The sequence below is a fragment of the Variovorax sp. H27-G14 genome, assembly GCF_046156345.1.
In the GTDB taxonomy this organism is placed as follows: domain Bacteria; phylum Pseudomonadota; class Gammaproteobacteria; order Burkholderiales; family Burkholderiaceae_C; genus Variovorax.
In genome coordinates this window covers 230619-247970 of sequence record NZ_JAYLVN010000005.1, presented here as the reverse complement: position 1 = coordinate 247970, position 17352 = coordinate 230619, and the positions used below count along the sequence as shown (strand labels likewise).

Genomic DNA, 17352 nt, shown 5'->3' with positions numbered 1-17352 from the left:
TGTGGTGGGTTCTCAGAATCTGCGAGCGCAACGGCTAGGCCCGCGCGGCGCGGATGAAGTCGATCTGCGCGCGGGTCACGGCCAGCAGGTCGTCGCCCAGCAGCGGGTATTCGATGGCGTGCGGCACGTCGGCCGGCAGCGCGCGCAGCACGGCGCGCCACGGTGCTACCGAGTCGGCCAGCGGCACTGCCACCCACTTGTGGGGCAGGCGCTGCGCGCCCTTGCAATGCACATAGCGCACACGCTTGCCCAGTGCCTGCGCGGCCTGCAGCGGGCACTCGCCCACCCAGTGCCAGTTGCCCATGTCGAAGGTCATGCCCAGCGACACCCCCGCGCGCTCGGCCACCTCGAAGAAGGTCTGCAGCGCGGGCAGCGTGCCGGCGCGCACCGTCTGGTCGTTCTCGATCAGCAGCTCGACGCGGGTTTCGGCCAGCTCCACCTTCAGGCCCCACAGCGAACCGTGCGACGACGCCTGGAAGTCGCCGATGGACATCTTCAGCCGCTTGGCGCCCACGCGCGTGGCAGCGGCAATGCCGCGCTTGAGCGCGGCGCTGTCGAGCCAGCCGCCTTCGGCCCACAGGCCTTCGGGGCTGGAATAGACAGAAGCAAGGCCGTTGAGCGCGGGCAGTTCCGCGACGGCATCGCGCAGCATTTCGCCACGCACTTCCACCGAATCGGCACCGGCCGCACGGGCCAGTTGCGCGCACCACAGTTGGCCGTGCCGGCCCACCTCGGCCGCGCCAAAGGACGACAGAGAAATCAAGACCTCGAAGGACATCAGTGGCCTTGGTGCGAGCTGAGAATTTGGCCGAGGAACTGGCGCGTGCGCTCGTCCTTGGGGTTGCCGAAGAATTCTTCGGGTGGCGCCTGCTCCACGATCTTGCCTTCGGCCATGAAGATCACGCGGTCGGCCACGCTGCGGGCAAAGCCCATTTCGTGCGTGACGCACAGCATGGTCATGCCGTCTTCGGCCAGGCCGATCATGGTGTCGAGCACCTCCTTCACCATCTCCGGGTCGAGCGCCGACGTGGGCTCGTCGAACAACATGATCTTGGGCGTCATGCACAGCGCGCGCGCAATGGCCACGCGCTGTTGCTGGCCACCCGAAAGCTGGCTCGGGTACTTTTTGGCCTGCTCGGGAATGCGCACGCGCGTGAGGTACTTCATGGCCACTTCCTCGGCCTGCGCCTTGGTCATGCCGCGCGAACGCATGGGCGCGAGCGTGCAGTTCTCCAGAATGGTGAGGTGCGGAAACAGGTTGAACTGCTGAAACACCATGCCCACTTCGGCACGCACTGCGTCCACGTTCTTGCCGCCTGCGGTGAGGTCGATGCCGTCGACCACGATGCGGCCCTTCTGCACCGTTTCCAGCCGGTTGATGCAGCGGATGAGCGTCGATTTGCCGGAGCCCGAAGGCCCGCAGATCACGATGCGCTCGCCCTGGCGCACCGACAGGTCGATGCCGGTCAACACCTGGAATTCACCGTACCACTTGTTGACCGCTTCCATGCGGATGATCGATTCCGTCGTCATGCCAGAGACTCCTTGCTGCGCGCGTGTGCGCTCTTATTGCATCTTGGGCAGGTCGGCCTGCAGCCACTTTTGGTAGAGCTTGTTCAGCTCGCCATTGGCGGTGTTTTTCTGCACGAATTCGTTCACCGCCTTGGCCAGCTCTTCCTGGCCGGGGCGCATCGCGATGCCCATCGATTGCTGCACCAGCGTGAACTTGTTTTCGAAGGTGTTGGCAGGCACGCGCTTGGCGATCTGCGCGGCCACGGTCACCGAGCAGCCGATGGCGTCGACCTGGCCCGAGATCAGCGCCTGCATGGCCGATGCGTCGTCGTCGAAGCGGCGAATTTCGGTGCCTTCCGGTGCGGCCTTGGTCACGGCCACGTCTTGCGTGGATGCACGGGCCACGCCCACGCGCAGGCCCTTCAGGTCGCCAGCGGCCTTGATGGGGGTCTTGGTGGCGCCGTACAGCACGATGGTGGCGGCCGCGTAGGGCTGCGAGAACTGCACCTGCTTCGAACGCTCCGGCGTGATGGCCAGCGAAGCCACCAGCACGTCGACCTTGTTGGTCAGCAGGAAGGGAATGCGGTTGGGGCCCGTCACCGGCACGATGTTGGCCTTGACGCCCCAGTCCTTGGCCAGCAGCTTGGCCACGTCAGCGTCGTAGCCGTCTGGCTGGTTCTTGGCGTCGGTGGTGCCGTAGGGCGGAAAGTCGACCAGCATGCCGATGGTGATCTCGCCCTTCTTCTTGATGTCGGCCACGGACTGGGCCGATGCGAAGGGTGCGAACACGGTCAGCGCGGCGCCGAGGCCCAGGGCTGCAATGGCAACGCGGCGGGTGGTGGTACGGGTCATGGAATTTGTCTCCTGAAGAAAGAAAGGAACGACGAGAAAGAAAAAATCTGAATCAACGGGGGAGCGAGTCAGCGGGCAAGCGCACGCCCGCGTCAGCGGGCAAGCGCACGCCCGCGTCAGCGGGCAAGCGCCCTGGCGCGCTTGCGCTCCATGTGCGACGCCAGCAGCGACAGCGGCCAGCAGATCGCAAAGTAGATGGCCGCCACCACCGAGAACACGATGAGCGGCTGAAAGGTCGCGTTGTTGACGATCTGTCCGGCCCGCGTGACCTCCACAAAGCCGATGATGGCCGCCAGCGAAGTGCCCTTGATGATCTGCACCACGTAGCCCACGGTGGGTGCCAGTGCAATCTTGAAGGCCTGCGGCAGCACCACGTCGCGCATGCGGGCGGTGTACTTCAGGCTCAGCGCCTCGGCCGCTTCCCACTGGCCGCGCGGAATGGCCTCGATGCAGCCGCGCCAGATTTCGCCCAGGAAGGCGGCGCTGTTCAGGATGAGCGCCACGCCAGCGGCCACCCACGGGTTGATGTCCAACCCCAGCACCGGGGCGCCGAAGAACACCAGAAACAATTGCAGCAGCAGCGGCGTGCCCTGAAAGATCTGGATGAAGGTGGTCGAGATGCCGCGCGCCCAGCCCGACTGCGACGTGCGCATCAGCGCAATGACGAGCCCCAGAATGGCGCCGCCCACGAACGCGATGGCCGACAGCGCCAGCGTCCACTTGGCCGCTTCGAGGATGAAAAGAAATTCGGGAAAGCCGAAGGTACGCATGATGTGTGTTGCTCCGTTCCGGGCCTGTTACCGGCGGTCCGGGTAGTTGAGCGTGCGCTTGTAGATCAGCTTGAACATGCCCGAGAAGGCCAGTGCCAGCGCCAGGTAGATGCCCGCGACCACGATGTAGATCTCGAAGCTGCGGAAGGTCTGCGACTGCAGGTTGGCGGCCACCGACGTCAGGTCGTCGGCCGAAATGACCGACACCACCGCGGAGCTCAGCATCAGCAGAATGAACTGGCTGGTGAGCGCCGGGTAGATGGCCTTCAGCGCGGGCTTGATGATCACGAAGCGAAAGATTTCCCAGGGCTTCAGGTTGAGCGCGCGGCCCGCCTCGATCTGCCCCTTGGGAATCGACTCGATGCCCGCGCGAATGATTTCCGTGGCGTAGGCGCCCAGGTTCACCACCATGGCCACCAAGGCGGCCGTTTGCGGCGACCAGCGCAGCCCGATGGCCGGCAGCGCGAAGAAGAAAAAGAACAACTGCACCAGAAACGGCGTGTTGCGGATCACCTCGATGTAGGCATTGACGATGAAGCGCAGCCAGCCCGGCCCCGAGGTCTTGCCCCAGGCGCAGAAGATGGCCACGATCAGCCCCAGCACCGTGGCGATGAGCGAGAGCTGCACCGTGATCAGCGTGCCCTTGAGCAGCAACGGCCAGGCGGCAAAGACGGCGTCGAATTGAAACTGGTAGTTCATGGTGGGCTGGCCCCGGATATGCCCCGTGTGTGGGCCGAGTGGGCGCCGGGTGGGCGCATGCATGCCTCTAAAGCAATGCTTGCAGCTTATATGAAACCGGTTTCAGAGCGCCCTAGGGATTCCCCTAGCTGGTCGCTAGTTGGTCATTTTGTCCAGGGCGCTGCCTACACTGCGCCATGCTGAACCCACCCCCTGCCACCACGCCCGCAGAGGCGAACGCACTTCATGCCAGCGCCCCCGCCGTGCAGCATTTCAGGCAGGCGCTGCTGTGGCCCCTGCGGCTGATGCCCACGCCCACCGCGCCGGACTCCAAGTCGGCGCACCACGGCCCCTGGCAAGTGCTTCGCGACATGGGCGAGGCCTCTCCCTGGCGCGAGGAGGTCGACGAATACACCGGCGACAGCAGCCGCTTTCATGAGCGGCACTACAACGAGTTCGTGAGCTTCCTGCCCTATGTGCAGCGCTTTCTGTATGGCGAGGGCCGTGCGCGCGGCGCGCCCGACGGCGCCGCGGGCAACGGCGATTCGCCCATGCGCATCTTTCGCCGCCACGACATTGCGGCGGTGCGGCTGGTCGCGCAGCCGGGCGACGCGCCCGTCACGCTGCAGGTGATTCACTGCGACCTGTACTTCTTCTTCGACATCGACGTGGTACTGCTCAACCTGGAGGTGGGCGCCGACCACCTGAGCCTTGCGCAGGCGCAGGAAATTCTCTACCGCTTCGGGCGCGCCTACCCCGCCGGCTGGGAGCCCGACGGCACCGCCCTGCACTGCATGGCCAGCGTGGAGTGGCTGGCCGCCGACGGCCGCGTGCTCGCGCGCTCCGACGCGCAACAGCGCGACGCCTTTCTGTCGCACGTGGCCCAGTACCGCGCGCCGCGCATCTCCTCGCACTGGGCGTACCTGATGCAGCCGCTGGTGACCGACTACTCCGACGAGCCCGGCGTGCTGCGCTACCGGCAGATCGAGTACTACCGCATGCCGGTGATGGCCTACCTGTCGCTGGACGACCCCCGCCGCCTCACGCGCGACGACTTCGTGCGGCTCGCGCTGGTCACTGGCGCCGGCACGCCCGACGCGCACCTGCCCTATGCGGACCACCACCTCGCCGACTTCGAGCACAGGTACTGCTACGACCGCTTCTGGGTGAACGCCGGCGCGGCGCCCAACACGCGCTACCTGTGCAACGGCCATGCGCTGGTGGTGGTGGGCGACGCGCAGTCCGAGTTCTTCTGCTGCCGCGACCGCGGCGTGCTCGCGCAGTTCAGGCACCAGCACTTTCTGCTGTTTCTCATTGCGCACTTTCAGAAGGCGTCGCTGCTGATGTTCTCCGACCAATTGGTGGAGGCACTCAAGCGGCTCGACATTCGCAGCACGCCCAGCGTGAAGCAGTTCAAGCGCGCCATTCGCGCGAGCTTCGAGCGCTTCTTGCGCTTCACGCACCGCTACTGGTTCCACGAGATTTCCGAGCAGGCGCAGGTGCGCGCGCTGTCGCACATGTGCGCCAGCCACCTGGGGCTGGACGCGCTGTACGACGAGGTCAAGGCCCGCATCGCCGACATGAACACCTACCTGGACGCCGACAGCCTGCGCCGCCAAGCCAGCACCGTGGTGCGGCTCACCGTGGTCACGCTGTTCGGCCTCATCGGCACCATTACCACCGGCTTTCTGGGCATGAACCTGCTGGCCGAGGCCGACGCGCCGCTGTGGCGCAAGGCGCTCTGGTTCGGCGTGGTGTTCGTGGCGACGACGTGGCTCACCATCTACACGATGGTGAAGTCGCAGCGCTTGTCGGACTTCATCGATGCGCTGTCGAACGACAGGCTGGGGTTCAGGGGGAAGATGGCGGCGCTGGGGCGGGTTTGGAGGTCGGGGGCGGACTGATACCGGTCAACGCACCGAGAAAGTCCGTTGGCGCTCAGCGCGAGGGCTATGAAGCAGCCGAGGCAGCAGCCCGTGCCACGCGCCGCAAGGCCTGCGGCGGTTGGCCATACACGCGCACGAACGCACGCCGCATGCGCTCCGGGTCCTCGAAGCCGGCAAGCCGCGCGACCGCCTCGATGCTGCTGTCGCCGCCCTCGATGTGTGCGCGTGCCACTTCAGCGCGGATGCGCTCGACGGCCTTGGCCGGCGTCTGCCCCGTTTCGGCCTTGAAGGCGCGCATGAACTGGCGCGGGCTCACGCAGGCCACGTCGGCGAGCCGTTCGATGCCAAGGTCTGCGGTGAGGTGTTCGCCGATGTACGCCAGCACGGCGCGCATGCGCTCGCTCTGCGGCGCAAGGTCTTGCAGCGCGGAGAACTGCGACTGCCCGCCCGTGCGCCGGTGGTACACGACCATCTCGCGCGCCACCTTGCCCGCAATGTCCGCGCCCAGATCGGCCTCGACCATGGCCAGCGCAAGGTCGATGCCCGCGGTGATGCCGGCCGAGCTCCACACGTTGCCGTCGCGCAAGAAGATGCGGTCGCTGTCGACGGTAACTGCCGGGTAGTCGCGTTGCAGCCGCGTGGCGTGCCGCCAGTGCGTGGTGACGCGGCGGCCGTCGAGCAGGCCCGCCTCGGCCAGCAGGAAAGCGCCCGTGCAGACGCTGGCCACGCGCCGCCTGGCATCGAGCGCGACGCGCAGGTGCTGCTGGAGCGCGGGCGTGGCGGCGCCGGGTTTGCGCGCGCCCAAGCCGCCGGGCACGATGAGCGTGGCAGCCTGCGTGTCGCGCCAGGTGCGCGTGTGCACCTCGATGCCGCCCGAGCATGCGACACGCCCGCCGCGCTCCGACAGCACCGCAATGTCATACGCCGGGCCGCGCCGGTTGCGGCCCGCCTCGCCCGCCACCTGGAACACCGACAGCGGGCCGGCCATGTCCAGCAGCTGAAACTCGGGCACGAGCAAGAATGCGACGGAACGGGTCATGTCGGTTTATGAGGGAAATAAGTCATTCTTGCCGCAGTGTCTTTGCATAGATTCGGTGCTGTCAAACCCCTTGTGCCCCACGCCATGACCGACACCCACACCACCACGGCCCACACTGCCACGGCCCACGCCGGCCGCCGCGACGCACGCGTGCTCGCGATCTGCCAGGGCCTGTACACCGCGGCCCTCTCCATCGACCTGACGCTCACCGCGCTGACCGGCCACATGCTCGCGCCCGACAAGTCGCTGGCCACCCTGCCCTTCGCGCTCATCACGGTGGCGGGCGCGGTGGTGACATGGTTCGCCTCGCTGCTGATGCAGCGCATCGGCCGGCGGGGCGGTTTCACCCTGGGTGCGCTGGCGGGCACGGCGGGCGGGCTGGTGTCGGTGTGGGCCGTGTTCCACAGCAACTTCTGGGTGTTCTGCGCCGGCACGGCGCTGGTGGGCGTGTACCAGGCCTTCGCGCAGTTCTACCGGCTGGCGGCGGCCGACGGCGTGGCTGTGGCGGACAAGAGCCGCGCCGTGTCGACGGTGCTGGCCGGCGGCGTGATCGCAGCCATTGCGGGGCCGGCGCTGGCGGCGTGGAGCAAGGACCTGTTCCCGCCCGTGCTGTTCGCGGGCGCCTACCTGATGGTGGCGGTGCTGGGCGCGATTTCGGTCGTGCTGATCCTTGCGTTCTACCGCGACACGCAGATGCAGGCGGCGGCGGGCGCACCGGTCGACACGCGGCCGCCGCGCCCGTTGAAGGAGATTGCACGCCAGCCCATCTTCATCGCCGCGCTGGCCAACAACGTGGTCGGCTCGGTGTCGATGATGTTCGTGATGACGGCGGCACCGCTGGCGGCCGTGGCCTGCAACCACAGCATCAATGACGGCGCGGGCATCATGCAATGGCACCTGGTGGGCATGTATGCGCCGGCGCTGTTTGCAGGCGCGCTCATCCAGCGCTGGGGCCTGCCGCGCGTGGTGAGCCTGGGCATGGCGCTGAACGTGGTGTGTTCGGTGGTGGCGATGAACTCGACCACGCTGCCCGCTTTCTATGCAGCGCTGTTCTGCCTGGGCGTGGGCTGGAACTTCATGTTCGTCGGCGGCACCACGCTGCTGGCGCAGTCTTACCGCCCTCAAGAGCGCGGCCGTGCGCAGGGCGCCGCCGAACTGCTGCGCAACGTGTGCACCGCCTGCGCGACGCTGGCCGCCGGCCCCGCGCTCGACCACTTCGGCTGGGCACCGCTCAATGCCGCGATGCTGCCGGTGGTGGCGCTGGCGGCCGTCATGACCTTCATGTGGACGCGTTCCGCGCGCCATGAGAGGGCCGCCGCCTGAGCCTCGTGAACCGCGTGAACCGCGTTGCTCGACGACGCACTTCGCTTGTATTGAACGGGCCTACGCCAGCAGTTCTTTCGCAATCATGTTCCGGTGAATCTCCGAAGCCCCCTCGTAGATGCGCAGCACCCGCAAGTCTCGGTACACCCGCTCCACGATCGTGCCGCGGCAGTAGCCCGAGCCGCCGAAGATCTGCAGCGCCTTGTCCGCGATGCGGCAGGCGGCCTCGGTGCAGATCACTTTCACCATCGACGCCTTCATGCGCGCGTCTTCCCCGCGCGCGGCGCGCCACACGGCCTCGAACAGCACCACGCGCGCGGCGTGCAGGTCCATCGCCATGTCGGCAATCATGTGCTGGATGGCCTGGTGCTCGCCCAGCGTCTGGCCGAAGGTGACGCGGGTCTTGGCGTGCGCAATGGTTTCGTCCAGCGCAATCTGCGCGGGGCCCAGCGCCTGGCAGCCGACATCGAGCCGGCCTTCGTTCAGGCCCGACATGGCATACGAGAGGCCACGGCCTTCCTCGCCCAGCAGGTTTTCCACGGGAATGCGGCAGTCGGTGAAGGCGATCTCGCACAGGCTGTTGTCCATCCAGCCCATGGTCGGCATGGTGCGCGTCACCTGAAAGCCCGGCGTGGTGGTGTCCAGCAGAAAGGCCGAAATGCCGCGCTTGCCGGCCGATCGGTCGGTGGAGGCCAGCACGGTGATCGAGTGTGCGTGGTTGGCGTTGGAGATGAAGGTCTTCACGCCGTTCAGCACGTAGTGGTCGCCGTCGCGCTTTGCCGAAGTGAGCATGCGGGCGGCGTCAGACCCCGCATGCGGCTCGGTGATGGCGATGCAGTTGCGCGAGCGGCCCGATGCAATCTCGGGCAGCCACTTCTGCTTGATCGCCTGCGAGCCATGGTCCACGATGATGTGCACGCCCGGCCCGAGCGCGGAGCGCACGAAGGGCCAGAACTGCGGCGGCAGGCGTGCCAGCTCCAGCTGCACGGCCACGCTGGTGAGGTGGTCCATCGGCATGCCGCCCCACTCCTCCGGAATGGCCATGCCGTAGAAACCCATCTCGCGCAGCGTGGTCTCCACCTGCTCGGGCACCTCGCCGGTTTCATGGAAGCGCGGCTCGAGCTTGAGCAGTGCGTCGACCGCGTCGCGCGTGGCCACCCGCATCTCTTCGGCTTCGGGGGGCAGATCGAAATTCATGACATCTCCTTGGGTTGAACGGTGAGGCGCAGGCCGCGGCTGAATCAACTCAGCTCAGCTCGGCCTGGCCGTGCGTGAGCACCAGCACGTCGCGCTCCAGCGCGCGCAGGCGAAAGGCCAGCCCGGTGCCGTTGCGCCAGCTTTCGAGCCGCAGCGTTTCGCCGGGGTAGACCGGCGCCGAGAAGCGCGCGCGCATGGCGCGCAGCCGCGCGGGGTCTGCATCCGCATGCGCCGCCAGCAGACCGCGACCGGCCATGCCCCAGGTCGCAAGGCCGTGAAGAATGGGGCGCGCAAAGCCCACCTTGGCGGCGAACGCGGGCTCGGCGTGCAGCGGATTCATGTCGCCAGACAAGCGGTACAGCAGCGCCTGCTCGGGCCGGGTCGGCAGATCGAGCAGGTGCTCGGGTGCGGCGTCAGGCACGGCGGGCGAAGGCGGTGCGGGTTCGTCGCACTGCCCATCCGCCGCCGAAAAGCCGCCGTCGCCGCGCAGGAAGTACACGCTCTCGACCGTGGCCAGCGCCTGCCCTTCGGCGTCGACCAGCTCCTTCTGCGCATGCAGGATCGCGCCCTTGCCTTCGCCTTTGTCGACCACGCGCGTGACCCGCGTGCGGCCGACGACCGTGCCCGACGGCGGCAGCGGCGCATGCAGGCGCACCGCCTGCTCGCCGTGCACGAGCTTCATGAAGTCGATGCCGATCTCCTTGCGATCGCGCATCCAGAAACCCGGCGAGGCCAGCACGGCGGCCATGGTGGGCAGTGCCACCAGCTCCTTCTCATAGACGAAGCGCAGCTGCTTCTCGTCGAGCGGGTCGGTGCCCAGGCCCAGCCCCAGGGCGTAGAGCATCGTGTCCCTGGGCGTGTAGGTGTGGCGCACGTCGCCGGAGTGCCAGTCGCGTGCCTTGCGGTAGTCGAGCATGGGTGTCCTTGCGGTTAATTCAGGCAGCCGCCGGCCAGCGGAACTGGGCCGGCTCGCGAGCGGCAAATCGCCGCACCGCTTCCTTGGCGTAGTCGCTGCCCGCGGCCAATGCCTGGCCTTGCGCTTCAGTCTGCAGCAGCGTGTGCAGGTCGTTGCTTAGCGAGCCCTGCAGCGCGCGCTTCGACAGGCCCATGGCCACGGGCGACGCGCCGGCAAAGCTGCGCGCGATGGCCTGCGCGCGCGGCAGCAGCGCGTCGGCGGGCAGCACTTCCATCGCGATGCCCAGCCGCAATGCCTCGGCCGCATCGACCTCGCGCGCCGAAAAAATCAGCTCCTTCGCGCGCTGCAGCCCCACCACGCGCGGCAGCGTGTAGTGCGCGGCCATGTCCGGGATGAGCCCGATGCGCTGGAACACCATGCACAGCCGCGCACGCTCGCTCAGCAGCACGATGTCGCACATCAGCGCAATGCTGAAGCCCGCGCCGAAGGCCACGCCGTCCACCGCCGCGATGACCGGAATGTCCAGCGCCATCAGCTCGGTGCAAACACGCGTGTAGCGCGCCATGCCGTCGCGGCGCTGCGCCTCCGTGCGCGGCCCGCCCTGCCCCATGGCCTTGACGTCACCACCCGCGCAGAACGCGCCGCCCGCACCGGCAATGACGAGCGCGCGCACCGACGCGTCCGCGCGCAGCGCAGCGAGTTGCTCGCCAAGTTCGTCGGCCATGACGGGGTCGAGCGCGTTCTTCGCCTCGGGGCGGTTCAGCGTCAGCAGCGCGACGCCTGCGTCAACGCAAAAGTCGATCGTCTTCATGGGGCGGGCTCCTCCAGCACGGAGATGGGTGTGCCGTTGACCATCACGTCGCAGTACTCCGACATGCCGAGCACGCGGCGGCCTTCGCAGCTGTACTCGGTGATGGCTTCGGTGATGCGGGTGTACGAGGCTTCTTCTCCGGTCTCGCCCACACCGCCCGTCCCGCCCACACCGCCCACACCGCCCGCACGCTTGTGCCGCAGCGGCACCAGCGCGCCGACCTTTCCCAGCAGCGTGTAGCTGCGCTCGGCGGTGCGCAGGTGCGCGGTGAAGCTGCGCGGAAAGTAGCGCGCGTCATAGACCGTGTCGATGCGCCCATCGAGCACCGGCTCGTGGCGGCCGTTGCGCAACACGTTGCCACTGACGTGGTTGGCCTGCCCCTTGCGCCCCTTCACCGACAGCAGCACCCCGAAGTCGCGGTCGAAGGTCACGGGCAGCCACTTGTACCAATAGAAGCTGTGCCAGTGGCGCGGCCCCCACGACTTGTCGCGGTAGCCGGTGCCGTCGATCTCGAAGCGCTGGCCGTCCACGGCGATGTGGCCGCGCACCGCCATGCTTTGTTCGGTGTGGCCGCGGTACACGGCGGTCGCGGGGTCGAGCGCGAGGCGGCTGCCGTCGGGCGCGACGATTTCGCCGCCGTGCATCGGCGACACGCCCTCGAAGTCGAGCGCCATCGACGCGGGCCGCTTGGGGTAGCGCTTGAAGGCGCTGCCGGGGTCGGCCATGGCGTGCGGGTCGTCCATCAGCAGCAGCTCGCCTTCATACGTTGCGCGCAAGCGCTCGAAGGGCGCGATCACCTCGAAGCGCAGGCCGCCGGCGTGCATGGCGTCGTTGTTCGCGATCTTCGGGCGGGCATGCATGAAGCCGACGCGCCCATCTGGCAGGTAGACGCAGCAACTCATTTCCGCATGGCCTTCGTGGGGCCGGTTGCCCAGCCGCATCCACGCACCGATGCCGCGCGCGGTGTCGAACGCGTTCGCGTACATGCTCTCGCTGTAGTTGGCGGCCTCTTCGGGCGCGTGGGTGTACTCGTCCCGCGGGTCGAGGCGCAGCGTGCTGCCGGGCGGCATGTACATGGCCGGCCGATCACAGGCTGATGTGAAAGCCGCCGTTCACGCCCAGGTGCTGGCCCGTGATGTAAGAGGCCGCGTCTGACATCAAGAAGCACACCGTCTTCACCACCTCTTGCGGCGTCGACCAGCGGCCCAGCGGAATCTGCGCGAGCATGCCGTCGCGGAATTTCTCGCCGCGCACCACCTCGGTCATGGGCGTTTCCACCACGCCGAAGCAGATGGAGTTGGTGCGGATGTTGTAGCGCCCCCATTCGCGCGCGGCCGTCATGGTCACGCCCAGCATGCCGGCCTTGGCCGCCGCGTAGTTGACCTGGCCGATGGAGCCCTTGCGGCCCGCGTCCGACGAAATGTTGACGATGGCGCCGCCCGTGGTGTCGCCGCCCTTTGCGCGCGCCACCATGTGGCGGCCCACGGCCTGCAGCCAGTAGAAGGTGCCGGTGAGGTGCACGTCGATCACCTCCTGCCACTGCGTGGGCGTCATCTTCTCGATCATGGCGGGGCGCGTGATGCCCGCGTTGTTGACCAGCCCGTGCACGGCGCCAAAGCGCTGCACGGCCGCCTCCACGGCGCTGGCGGCCAGCGCCGCGTCGGTCACGCTGCCCACCACCTGCTGCACGCGCGCGGCGGGCAGCGCGGCCATGGCGGCCTGCAGCGTTTCAGTGTTCAGGTCGAGCGCGACCACGTTTCCGCCGAGTTCGATCACCAGCTCGGCAACGGCCTTGCCGATGCCCTGCCCCGCACCGGTGACGACGATGGTGCGGCCTTTGAGAGTGACAAGGTTCTGCATGGGTTGTTCGCTCATATTCAGTTTGGTTGAACCAATGATAAGCAACTTGCCGCCAGCGATCAAGCGGGCGCGCGCGAGGCCTTGGCGCGCTCGGCGTCCTGCAGCTGGCGCCAGGCGATCTTTCCGGTGGCGGTCTTGGGCAGCTCGCTCACAAACTCCACGATGCGCGGGTACTTGTAGGCGGCCATCCGCTGCCTGGCCCATTCGATGATGTCGTCCTCGCCCACCTTCGCACCCACCTGCGCGCCAACCTGTTTGCCCAGCCCTTCGCGCAGCACCACCACCGCCTTGACGGTCTCGCCGCGGTAGGCGTCGAAGGCCGCGATCACGCAGGCCTCCGCAATGGCCGGGTGCTCGTGCAGCATCGCCTCCACCTCGGCCGGCCACACCTTGAAGCCCGACGCATTGACCATGCGCTTGAGCCGATCGACGATGAAGAAGTAGCCCTCTTCGTCGCGCCGCCCCAGGTCGCCGCTGCGCACGAAGCGCCGTCCGTCGATCTGCAACGTGGCCGCGCGCGTGGCCTCCTCGTTGCGCCAGTAGCCGGTGAACACCTGCGGCCCGGCCATCACGATCTCGCCGACTTCACCGGGCGGCAGCTCGGCCAGCGTGTCGGGGTCGACGATGCGCAGGTCGGTGTTGAACAGCGGTACGCCCAGGCACTGGCGCTTGAACGCGTCCGGCGGGTTACCCGACACGTGCGCGGTTTCCGAGAGACCGTAGCCTTCCAGAAAGTCGAGCCCGGTCAGCGCCTTCAGCCGCTCGCCCACCGCCTCGGGCATGCCGGCGCCGCCGCCACCGATGCGGCGCACCGAGCGCAGGTCGTACTCGTGCAAGCGCGGGCTCGCCAGAAAGTCGATCACCATGGTGGGCATCGCGGTCCAGTGGCTGACCTGGTGGCGCGCGATGAGCGCGGCCGCCTCGTCGCGCTGCCAGCGCTTCATCAGCACCAGGGTGCCGCCGCCGTACAGCGGCGCGTTCAGCAGGTTCTGCATGCCGGTGATGTGAAAGTAAGGCAACGCCACCAGCTGCACCGAATGCGGCACCAGCCCCATCCAGTGCGCGACGCACACCGTGCTGGCCATGAGCGTGCGGTGCGTGTGGATGCAGCCCTTGGGCGCGCCGGTGGAGCCGGAGCTGTAGAGGATGAGGGCCAGCGCATCGGGCAGGTGCTCGAGCGGCGCCAACGGCCGCGGCGCCATGGCCAGCACGCGGCGCAGGCCGATGGTGCGCGCGGGGTTGGGTGCGGCTTCCAGGGCGGCGTCAGCCAAGGCATCGGCCGGCCCCGGGTTGCCCACGATGACCACGCGCCGCAGCTGCTGCGCACCCGGCACCGCAAGCAGCTCGGCCACGTTGTCGGACCCGCAGAAGGCCGCCACCGCGCCGGTGTCGCCAAGGTAGTGCGCCAGCTCGTCGCGCTTGTTCATCGGGTTGACCGGCACCACCACCGCGTTGAGCCGCAGGATGGCGTAGTACGCCGCCACCCAGCCGCGCCCGTTCTGCAGGCAGATGAGCACGCGGTCGCCGCGCTGCACGCCCAGCTCGTGGTGCAGAAAGGCCGCGATGCGCTCCACCTGCTCGACCAGATCCGCATAGGCCAGGCTGCCGAAGTCGTCGACCAGCGCTGCGCGCTGCGGTGAGCGCATGGCCGACACCAGCAGGTTGGTGCACAGGTTGGTGGGCGGAACGTCGATGTCGCGCGGCAGGTTGCGCGGCCAGGTGCTCAGTTGATGCGGGGTCACGCTTGTCTTTCTTTGTGCTTCACGCCTGGCATGCCGGAAAGGCTAAAAAGCTCAACCGGCAGTTCGCCATCTTGCATTGATTTGGTTGAACCAATGATAATGATGCCGACAATCCACTGTCAACACGGAGCAAACCGAATGAGCATCAAACGGCAGGCCTGCATAGCGGGCGCTTTCGAACACCCCACGCGCAAGGCGCCCGACAAAACGGTGGCGCAACTGCATGCCGAATGCGCGCGCGGCGCGCTGGCCGACGCCGGCCTCACGCTGCAGGACGTCGACGGCTACTTCTGCGCCGGCGACGCGCCCGGCCTGGGGCCGCTGAGCATGGTCGACTACCTGGGCCTGAAGGTGCGCCATGTCGACAGCACCGACACCGGCGGCTCGGCCTACCTGGTGCAGGTGTCGCATGCCGCGCAGGCCATTGCGGCGGGCAAGTGCAACGTGGCGCTGATCACGCTGGCGGGCCGGCCGCGCAGCGAGGCCAGCGGCGTGGGCACCGGCCCGCGCAACGTAACTGCGGCCACGCCAGACGTGCCGTGGGAAATGCCCTATGCACCGGTCACCGTCAACATGTACGCGCTGGCCGCGGCGCGCCACATGCACCAATTCGGCACCACCAGCGAGCAGCTTGCGTGGATCAAGGTGGCCGCCGCCGCGCATGCGCAGCACAACCCGAACGCGATGCTGCGAGAGCCGGTCACGGTCGAAGACGTGCTGGCCTCGCCGATGATTTCAGACCCGCTGCACAAGCTCGACTGTTGCGTGGTCAGCGACGGCGGCGGTGCGTTGCTGGTGGTGCGGCCGGAGATTGCGCGCGCGCTCAAGCGCCCCATCGTCACCCTGCTGGGCGCGGGCGAAACCGTGAAGGGCCAGGCCAACGGGCAGGTCGACCTCACGTATTCCGGCGCGGCCGTGTCGGGCCCGATCGCCTTTGCCGAAGCGGGCGTGACGCCGGCCGACATTCAGTACGCGTCGATCTACGACAGCTTCACCATCACCGTGCTCATTCAGCTCGAAGACCTGGGCTTCTGCAAGAAGGGCGAAGGCGGCCGGTTTGTGATGGACGGCAACCTGATCTCCGGCATCGGCAAGCTGCCCTTCAACACCGACGGCGGCGGCCTGTGCAACAACCATCCGGCCAACCGCGGCGGCATCACCAAGGTGATAGAGGCGGTGCGCCAACTGCGCGGCGAGGCGCACCCCAAGGTGCAGGTGCCCGACTGCCGCCTCGCCCTGGCGCAGGGCACCGGCGGGCTGCTGGGCTCGCGCCACGGCAGCGCCACATTGATCATGGAAAGGAGCTGAAATGACCACGCTGTACCAAGAACGCACCCTGGGCACGCCCATCGTCGATGCCGCGACTGAGGCTTACTGGAACGCCGCGAAGGAAGGCGTTCTGCGCATCAAGCGCTGCACCGCCTGCGCCAAGCTGCACTGGTATCCGCGCGCGCTGTGCCCCTACTGTCTGGGCGACACCGAATGGGTCGATGCCTCGGGCCTGGGCACCGTCTACAGCGTGAGCGTGACGCGCCGCGCCGGCCCCATTCCCTACGCCATTGCTTACGTGACGCTCGACGAAGGCGTGACCATGCTGACAAACATCGTCGACTGCGACCTCGATGCGGTGCGCATCGGCGACCGCGTCAAGGCGTGCTTCAAGCCGGCCGAGGGCGGGTTCGCGGTGCCGATGTTCGCGCCGCTCTCCGCCTGAGTCAGCGCGCCGTTATTCCGACTTGATATTCGCCTCGCGAATCACCGAGGTCCACGTCGCATATTCCTCGGTGATGCGCGCACCCAGCTGCTCGGGCGTGCTGCCGGTGGCGGACGCGCCGGCGGTCTCGAACTTCTCCTTCACCTCGGGCAGCGCCAGCGCCTTGACGATGGCCTCGTTCAGCTTGGCCACCACCTCGCGCGGCGTGCCGGCCGGCGCGAACAGGCCGAACCACACCTCGGGGTTGAAGCCGGCCAGCGTGTTGGCGATGGGCGGCGCGCCCGGCGCCAAGGGCGAGGGCTGCAGCGACGTCACGCCCAGCAAGCGCACCTTGCCGTCCTTGATGAAGGCGTTCATCTGCGACGAGCTGGTGCTCAGCAGCACCTTCGATTCACCCGTGAGGATGGCCTGCGTGGTCGGCGCCTGGCCCTTGTAGGGAATGTGCGTCATCTCGATGCCGGCGCGGCGGCTGAAAAGCTCGGTGGCCAGGTGGCCGAAAGACGCGGGGCCGGCGGTCGCAAAGTCGAGCTTGTGCGGGTTGGCCTTGGCGTAGTCGATGAGCTCTTTCACCGACTTGGCCGGCACCGACGGGTTGACCACCAGAATCATCGGCTGCAGCGACACCAGCGACACGGGCGCGAAGTCTTTCAGCGGCGCGTAGTCGGCATCTTTAGACACCTGCGGCGAAATGACCAGCCCGTTGTTGGGGAACAGCAGCGTGTAGCCGTTGGGCGAAGCCTTGGCCACGAACTTGGTGCCCAGCACGGCCGACGCGCCGGCCTTGTTCTCGATGATCACCGGCTGCTTCAGAAAGCGCTGCAGCGGCTCCTGCAGCACGCGCGCGAGCACGTCGGTGGTGCCGCCCGGCGGATACGGCACGACGATGGTGATGGGCTTGGTCGGAAAGTCCGACGCCTGCGCGATGCCGGCCTGCGGCAGCGCCAGGGCGCCGGCCGCAAGAAGTGCGGCGCACAGCGCCCGGGCGTTTCGCGCGATGAGGCGCTTCAACCTGCTTGTCATGTCTTGTCTCCTTCGTTGTTCGAACCGCAAGC

The 17352-nt window shown here is 67.7% G+C and carries 17 protein-coding genes; 4 read left to right on the top strand and 13 right to left on the bottom strand.

Going from position 1 to position 17352, the window contains the following annotated elements:
• Positions 1-34: 34 nt before the first annotated feature.
• From VLK31_RS16415 to VLK31_RS16395, 5 genes are all read right to left on the bottom strand, one after another.
• Positions 35-778, bottom strand: a complete 744-nt coding sequence (locus VLK31_RS16415) for a sugar phosphate isomerase/epimerase family protein (RefSeq protein ID WP_409169478.1) — start codon at positions 776-778, stop codon at positions 35-37.
• Positions 778-1533, bottom strand: coding sequence for an amino acid ABC transporter ATP-binding protein (locus VLK31_RS16410; RefSeq protein WP_409169477.1), 756 nt, complete (start codon positions 1531-1533; stop codon positions 778-780). The genes VLK31_RS16415 and VLK31_RS16410 overlap by 1 nt, the downstream gene beginning before the upstream one ends.
• Positions 1534-1566: 33 nt before the next feature.
• Positions 1567-2364 (bottom strand): transporter substrate-binding domain-containing protein, encoded by a 798-nt coding sequence (locus tag VLK31_RS16405; RefSeq protein ID WP_409169476.1) that lies wholly within the window; start codon positions 2362-2364, stop codon positions 1567-1569.
• 116 nt (positions 2365-2480) lie between these two features.
• The gene (locus tag VLK31_RS16400) at positions 2481-3134 is read right to left on the bottom strand and encodes an amino acid ABC transporter permease (RefSeq protein ID WP_409169475.1); all 654 of its coding nucleotides are present in this window, start codon (positions 3132-3134) and stop codon (positions 2481-2483) included.
• A 27-nt stretch (positions 3135-3161) separates the two neighbouring features.
• Positions 3162-3833: an amino acid ABC transporter permease gene (locus VLK31_RS16395; protein WP_409169474.1), complete on the bottom strand. Its 672-nt coding sequence runs from the start codon at positions 3831-3833 to the stop codon at positions 3162-3164.
• A 176-nt stretch (positions 3834-4009) separates the two neighbouring features.
• Between VLK31_RS16395 and VLK31_RS16390 the strand changes: the two genes are divergently transcribed.
• Positions 4010-5716: a hypothetical protein gene (locus VLK31_RS16390; protein ID WP_409169473.1), complete on the top strand. Its 1707-nt coding sequence runs from the start codon at positions 4010-4012 to the stop codon at positions 5714-5716.
• A gap of 46 nt (positions 5717-5762) precedes the next feature.
• Here VLK31_RS16390 and VLK31_RS16385 read toward each other — a convergent pair whose 3' ends face one another.
• Positions 5763-6737 carry a GlxA family transcriptional regulator gene (locus VLK31_RS16385; RefSeq protein WP_409169472.1) on the bottom strand — a complete coding sequence of 325 codons (975 nt, stop codon included), beginning with the start codon at positions 6735-6737 and terminating at the stop codon, positions 5763-5765.
• An 84-nt stretch (positions 6738-6821) separates the two neighbouring features.
• On the opposite strand from VLK31_RS16385, the gene VLK31_RS16380 reads away from it, so the two are divergent.
• A complete protein-coding gene (locus tag VLK31_RS16380; RefSeq protein WP_409169471.1) occupies positions 6822-8060 on the top strand; it encodes an MFS transporter in 1239 nt (412 codons plus the stop codon).
• Between the two features lie 60 nt (positions 8061-8120).
• On the opposite strand, the gene VLK31_RS16375 is transcribed toward VLK31_RS16380, so the two are convergent.
• Genes VLK31_RS16375 through VLK31_RS16350 form a run of 6 tightly spaced genes read right to left on the bottom strand, consistent with a single transcriptional unit; the run spans position 8121 to position 14586 of the window.
• Entirely contained in the window at positions 8121-9257 is a 1137-nt protein-coding gene (locus tag VLK31_RS16375) for an acyl-CoA dehydrogenase family protein (protein ID WP_409169470.1), read from the bottom strand.
• A 49-nt stretch (positions 9258-9306) separates the two neighbouring features.
• Positions 9307-10173 (bottom strand): MaoC/PaaZ C-terminal domain-containing protein, encoded by an 867-nt coding sequence (locus tag VLK31_RS16370; RefSeq protein ID WP_409169469.1) that lies wholly within the window; start codon positions 10171-10173, stop codon positions 9307-9309.
• Positions 10174-10192: 19 nt separating this feature from the next.
• Positions 10193-10984 (bottom strand): enoyl-CoA hydratase/isomerase family protein, encoded by a 792-nt coding sequence (locus tag VLK31_RS16365; protein WP_409169468.1) that lies wholly within the window; start codon positions 10982-10984, stop codon positions 10193-10195.
• Positions 10981-12060 carry a hypothetical protein gene (locus VLK31_RS16360; RefSeq protein ID WP_409169467.1) on the bottom strand — a complete coding sequence of 360 codons (1080 nt, stop codon included), beginning with the start codon at positions 12058-12060 and terminating at the stop codon, positions 10981-10983. The genes VLK31_RS16365 and VLK31_RS16360 overlap by 4 nt, the downstream gene beginning before the upstream one ends.
• Positions 12061-12070: 10 nt before the next feature.
• Positions 12071-12859, bottom strand: a complete 789-nt coding sequence (locus VLK31_RS16355; protein ID WP_409169466.1) for an SDR family NAD(P)-dependent oxidoreductase — start codon at positions 12857-12859, stop codon at positions 12071-12073.
• Positions 12860-12903: 44 nt separating this feature from the next.
• A complete protein-coding gene (locus VLK31_RS16350; protein WP_409169465.1) occupies positions 12904-14586 on the bottom strand; it encodes a long-chain-fatty-acid--CoA ligase in 1683 nt (560 codons plus the stop codon).
• A 138-nt stretch (positions 14587-14724) separates the two neighbouring features.
• On the opposite strand from VLK31_RS16350, the gene VLK31_RS16345 reads away from it, so the two are divergent.
• Both VLK31_RS16345 and VLK31_RS16340 read left to right on the top strand, forming a co-directional pair.
• Positions 14725-15894, top strand: coding sequence for a thiolase domain-containing protein (locus VLK31_RS16345; protein WP_409169464.1), 1170 nt, complete (start codon positions 14725-14727; stop codon positions 15892-15894).
• Between the two features lies 1 nt (position 15895).
• On the top strand, positions 15896-16300 hold the full coding sequence (locus VLK31_RS16340) for a Zn-ribbon domain-containing OB-fold protein (RefSeq protein WP_409169463.1): 405 nt from the start codon (positions 15896-15898) through the stop codon (positions 16298-16300).
• Between the two features lie 12 nt (positions 16301-16312).
• On the opposite strand, the gene VLK31_RS16335 is transcribed toward VLK31_RS16340, so the two are convergent.
• The gene (locus tag VLK31_RS16335; RefSeq protein ID WP_409169462.1) at positions 16313-17320 is read right to left on the bottom strand and encodes a Bug family tripartite tricarboxylate transporter substrate binding protein; all 1008 of its coding nucleotides are present in this window, start codon (positions 17318-17320) and stop codon (positions 16313-16315) included.
• Positions 17321-17352 lie beyond the last annotated feature (32 nt).

Bases quoted from the DNA above. Each gene is read 5' to 3' on its own strand.
- VLK31_RS16370 (WP_409169469.1), bottom strand. From the start codon at position 10,173: ATGCTCGACTACCGCAAGGCACGCGACTGGCACTCCGGCGACGTGCGC.
- VLK31_RS16380 (WP_409169471.1), top strand. From the start codon at position 6,822: ATGACCGACACCCACACCACCACGGCCCACACTGCCACGGCCCACGCC.
- VLK31_RS16365 (WP_409169468.1), bottom strand. From the start codon at position 10,984: ATGAAGACGATCGACTTTTGCGTTGACGCAGGCGTCGCGCTGCTGACG.
- VLK31_RS16395 (WP_409169474.1), bottom strand. From the start codon at position 3,833: ATGAACTACCAGTTTCAATTCGACGCCGTCTTTGCCGCCTGGCCGTTG.
- VLK31_RS16360 (WP_409169467.1), bottom strand. From the start codon at position 12,060: ATGTACATGCCGCCCGGCAGCACGCTGCGCCTCGACCCGCGGGACGAG.
- VLK31_RS16410 (WP_409169477.1), bottom strand. From the start codon at position 1,533: ATGACGACGGAATCGATCATCCGCATGGAAGCGGTCAACAAGTGGTAC.
- VLK31_RS16375 (WP_409169470.1), bottom strand. From the start codon at position 9,257: ATGAATTTCGATCTGCCCCCCGAAGCCGAAGAGATGCGGGTGGCCACG.
- VLK31_RS16400 (WP_409169475.1), bottom strand. From the start codon at position 3,134: ATGCGTACCTTCGGCTTTCCCGAATTTCTTTTCATCCTCGAAGCGGCC.
- VLK31_RS16335 (WP_409169462.1), bottom strand. From the start codon at position 17,320: ATGACAAGCAGGTTGAAGCGCCTCATCGCGCGAAACGCCCGGGCGCTG.
- VLK31_RS16355 (WP_409169466.1), bottom strand. From the start codon at position 12,859: ATGAGCGAACAACCCATGCAGAACCTTGTCACTCTCAAAGGCCGCACC.
- VLK31_RS16390 (WP_409169473.1), top strand. From the start codon at position 4,010: ATGCTGAACCCACCCCCTGCCACCACGCCCGCAGAGGCGAACGCACTT.
- VLK31_RS16345 (WP_409169464.1), top strand. From the start codon at position 14,725: ATGAGCATCAAACGGCAGGCCTGCATAGCGGGCGCTTTCGAACACCCC.
- VLK31_RS16405 (WP_409169476.1), bottom strand. From the start codon at position 2,364: ATGACCCGTACCACCACCCGCCGCGTTGCCATTGCAGCCCTGGGCCTC.
- VLK31_RS16415 (WP_409169478.1), bottom strand. From the start codon at position 778: ATGTCCTTCGAGGTCTTGATTTCTCTGTCGTCCTTTGGCGCGGCCGAG.
- VLK31_RS16385 (WP_409169472.1), bottom strand. From the start codon at position 6,737: ATGACCCGTTCCGTCGCATTCTTGCTCGTGCCCGAGTTTCAGCTGCTG.
- VLK31_RS16340 (WP_409169463.1), top strand. From the start codon at position 15,896: ATGACCACGCTGTACCAAGAACGCACCCTGGGCACGCCCATCGTCGAT.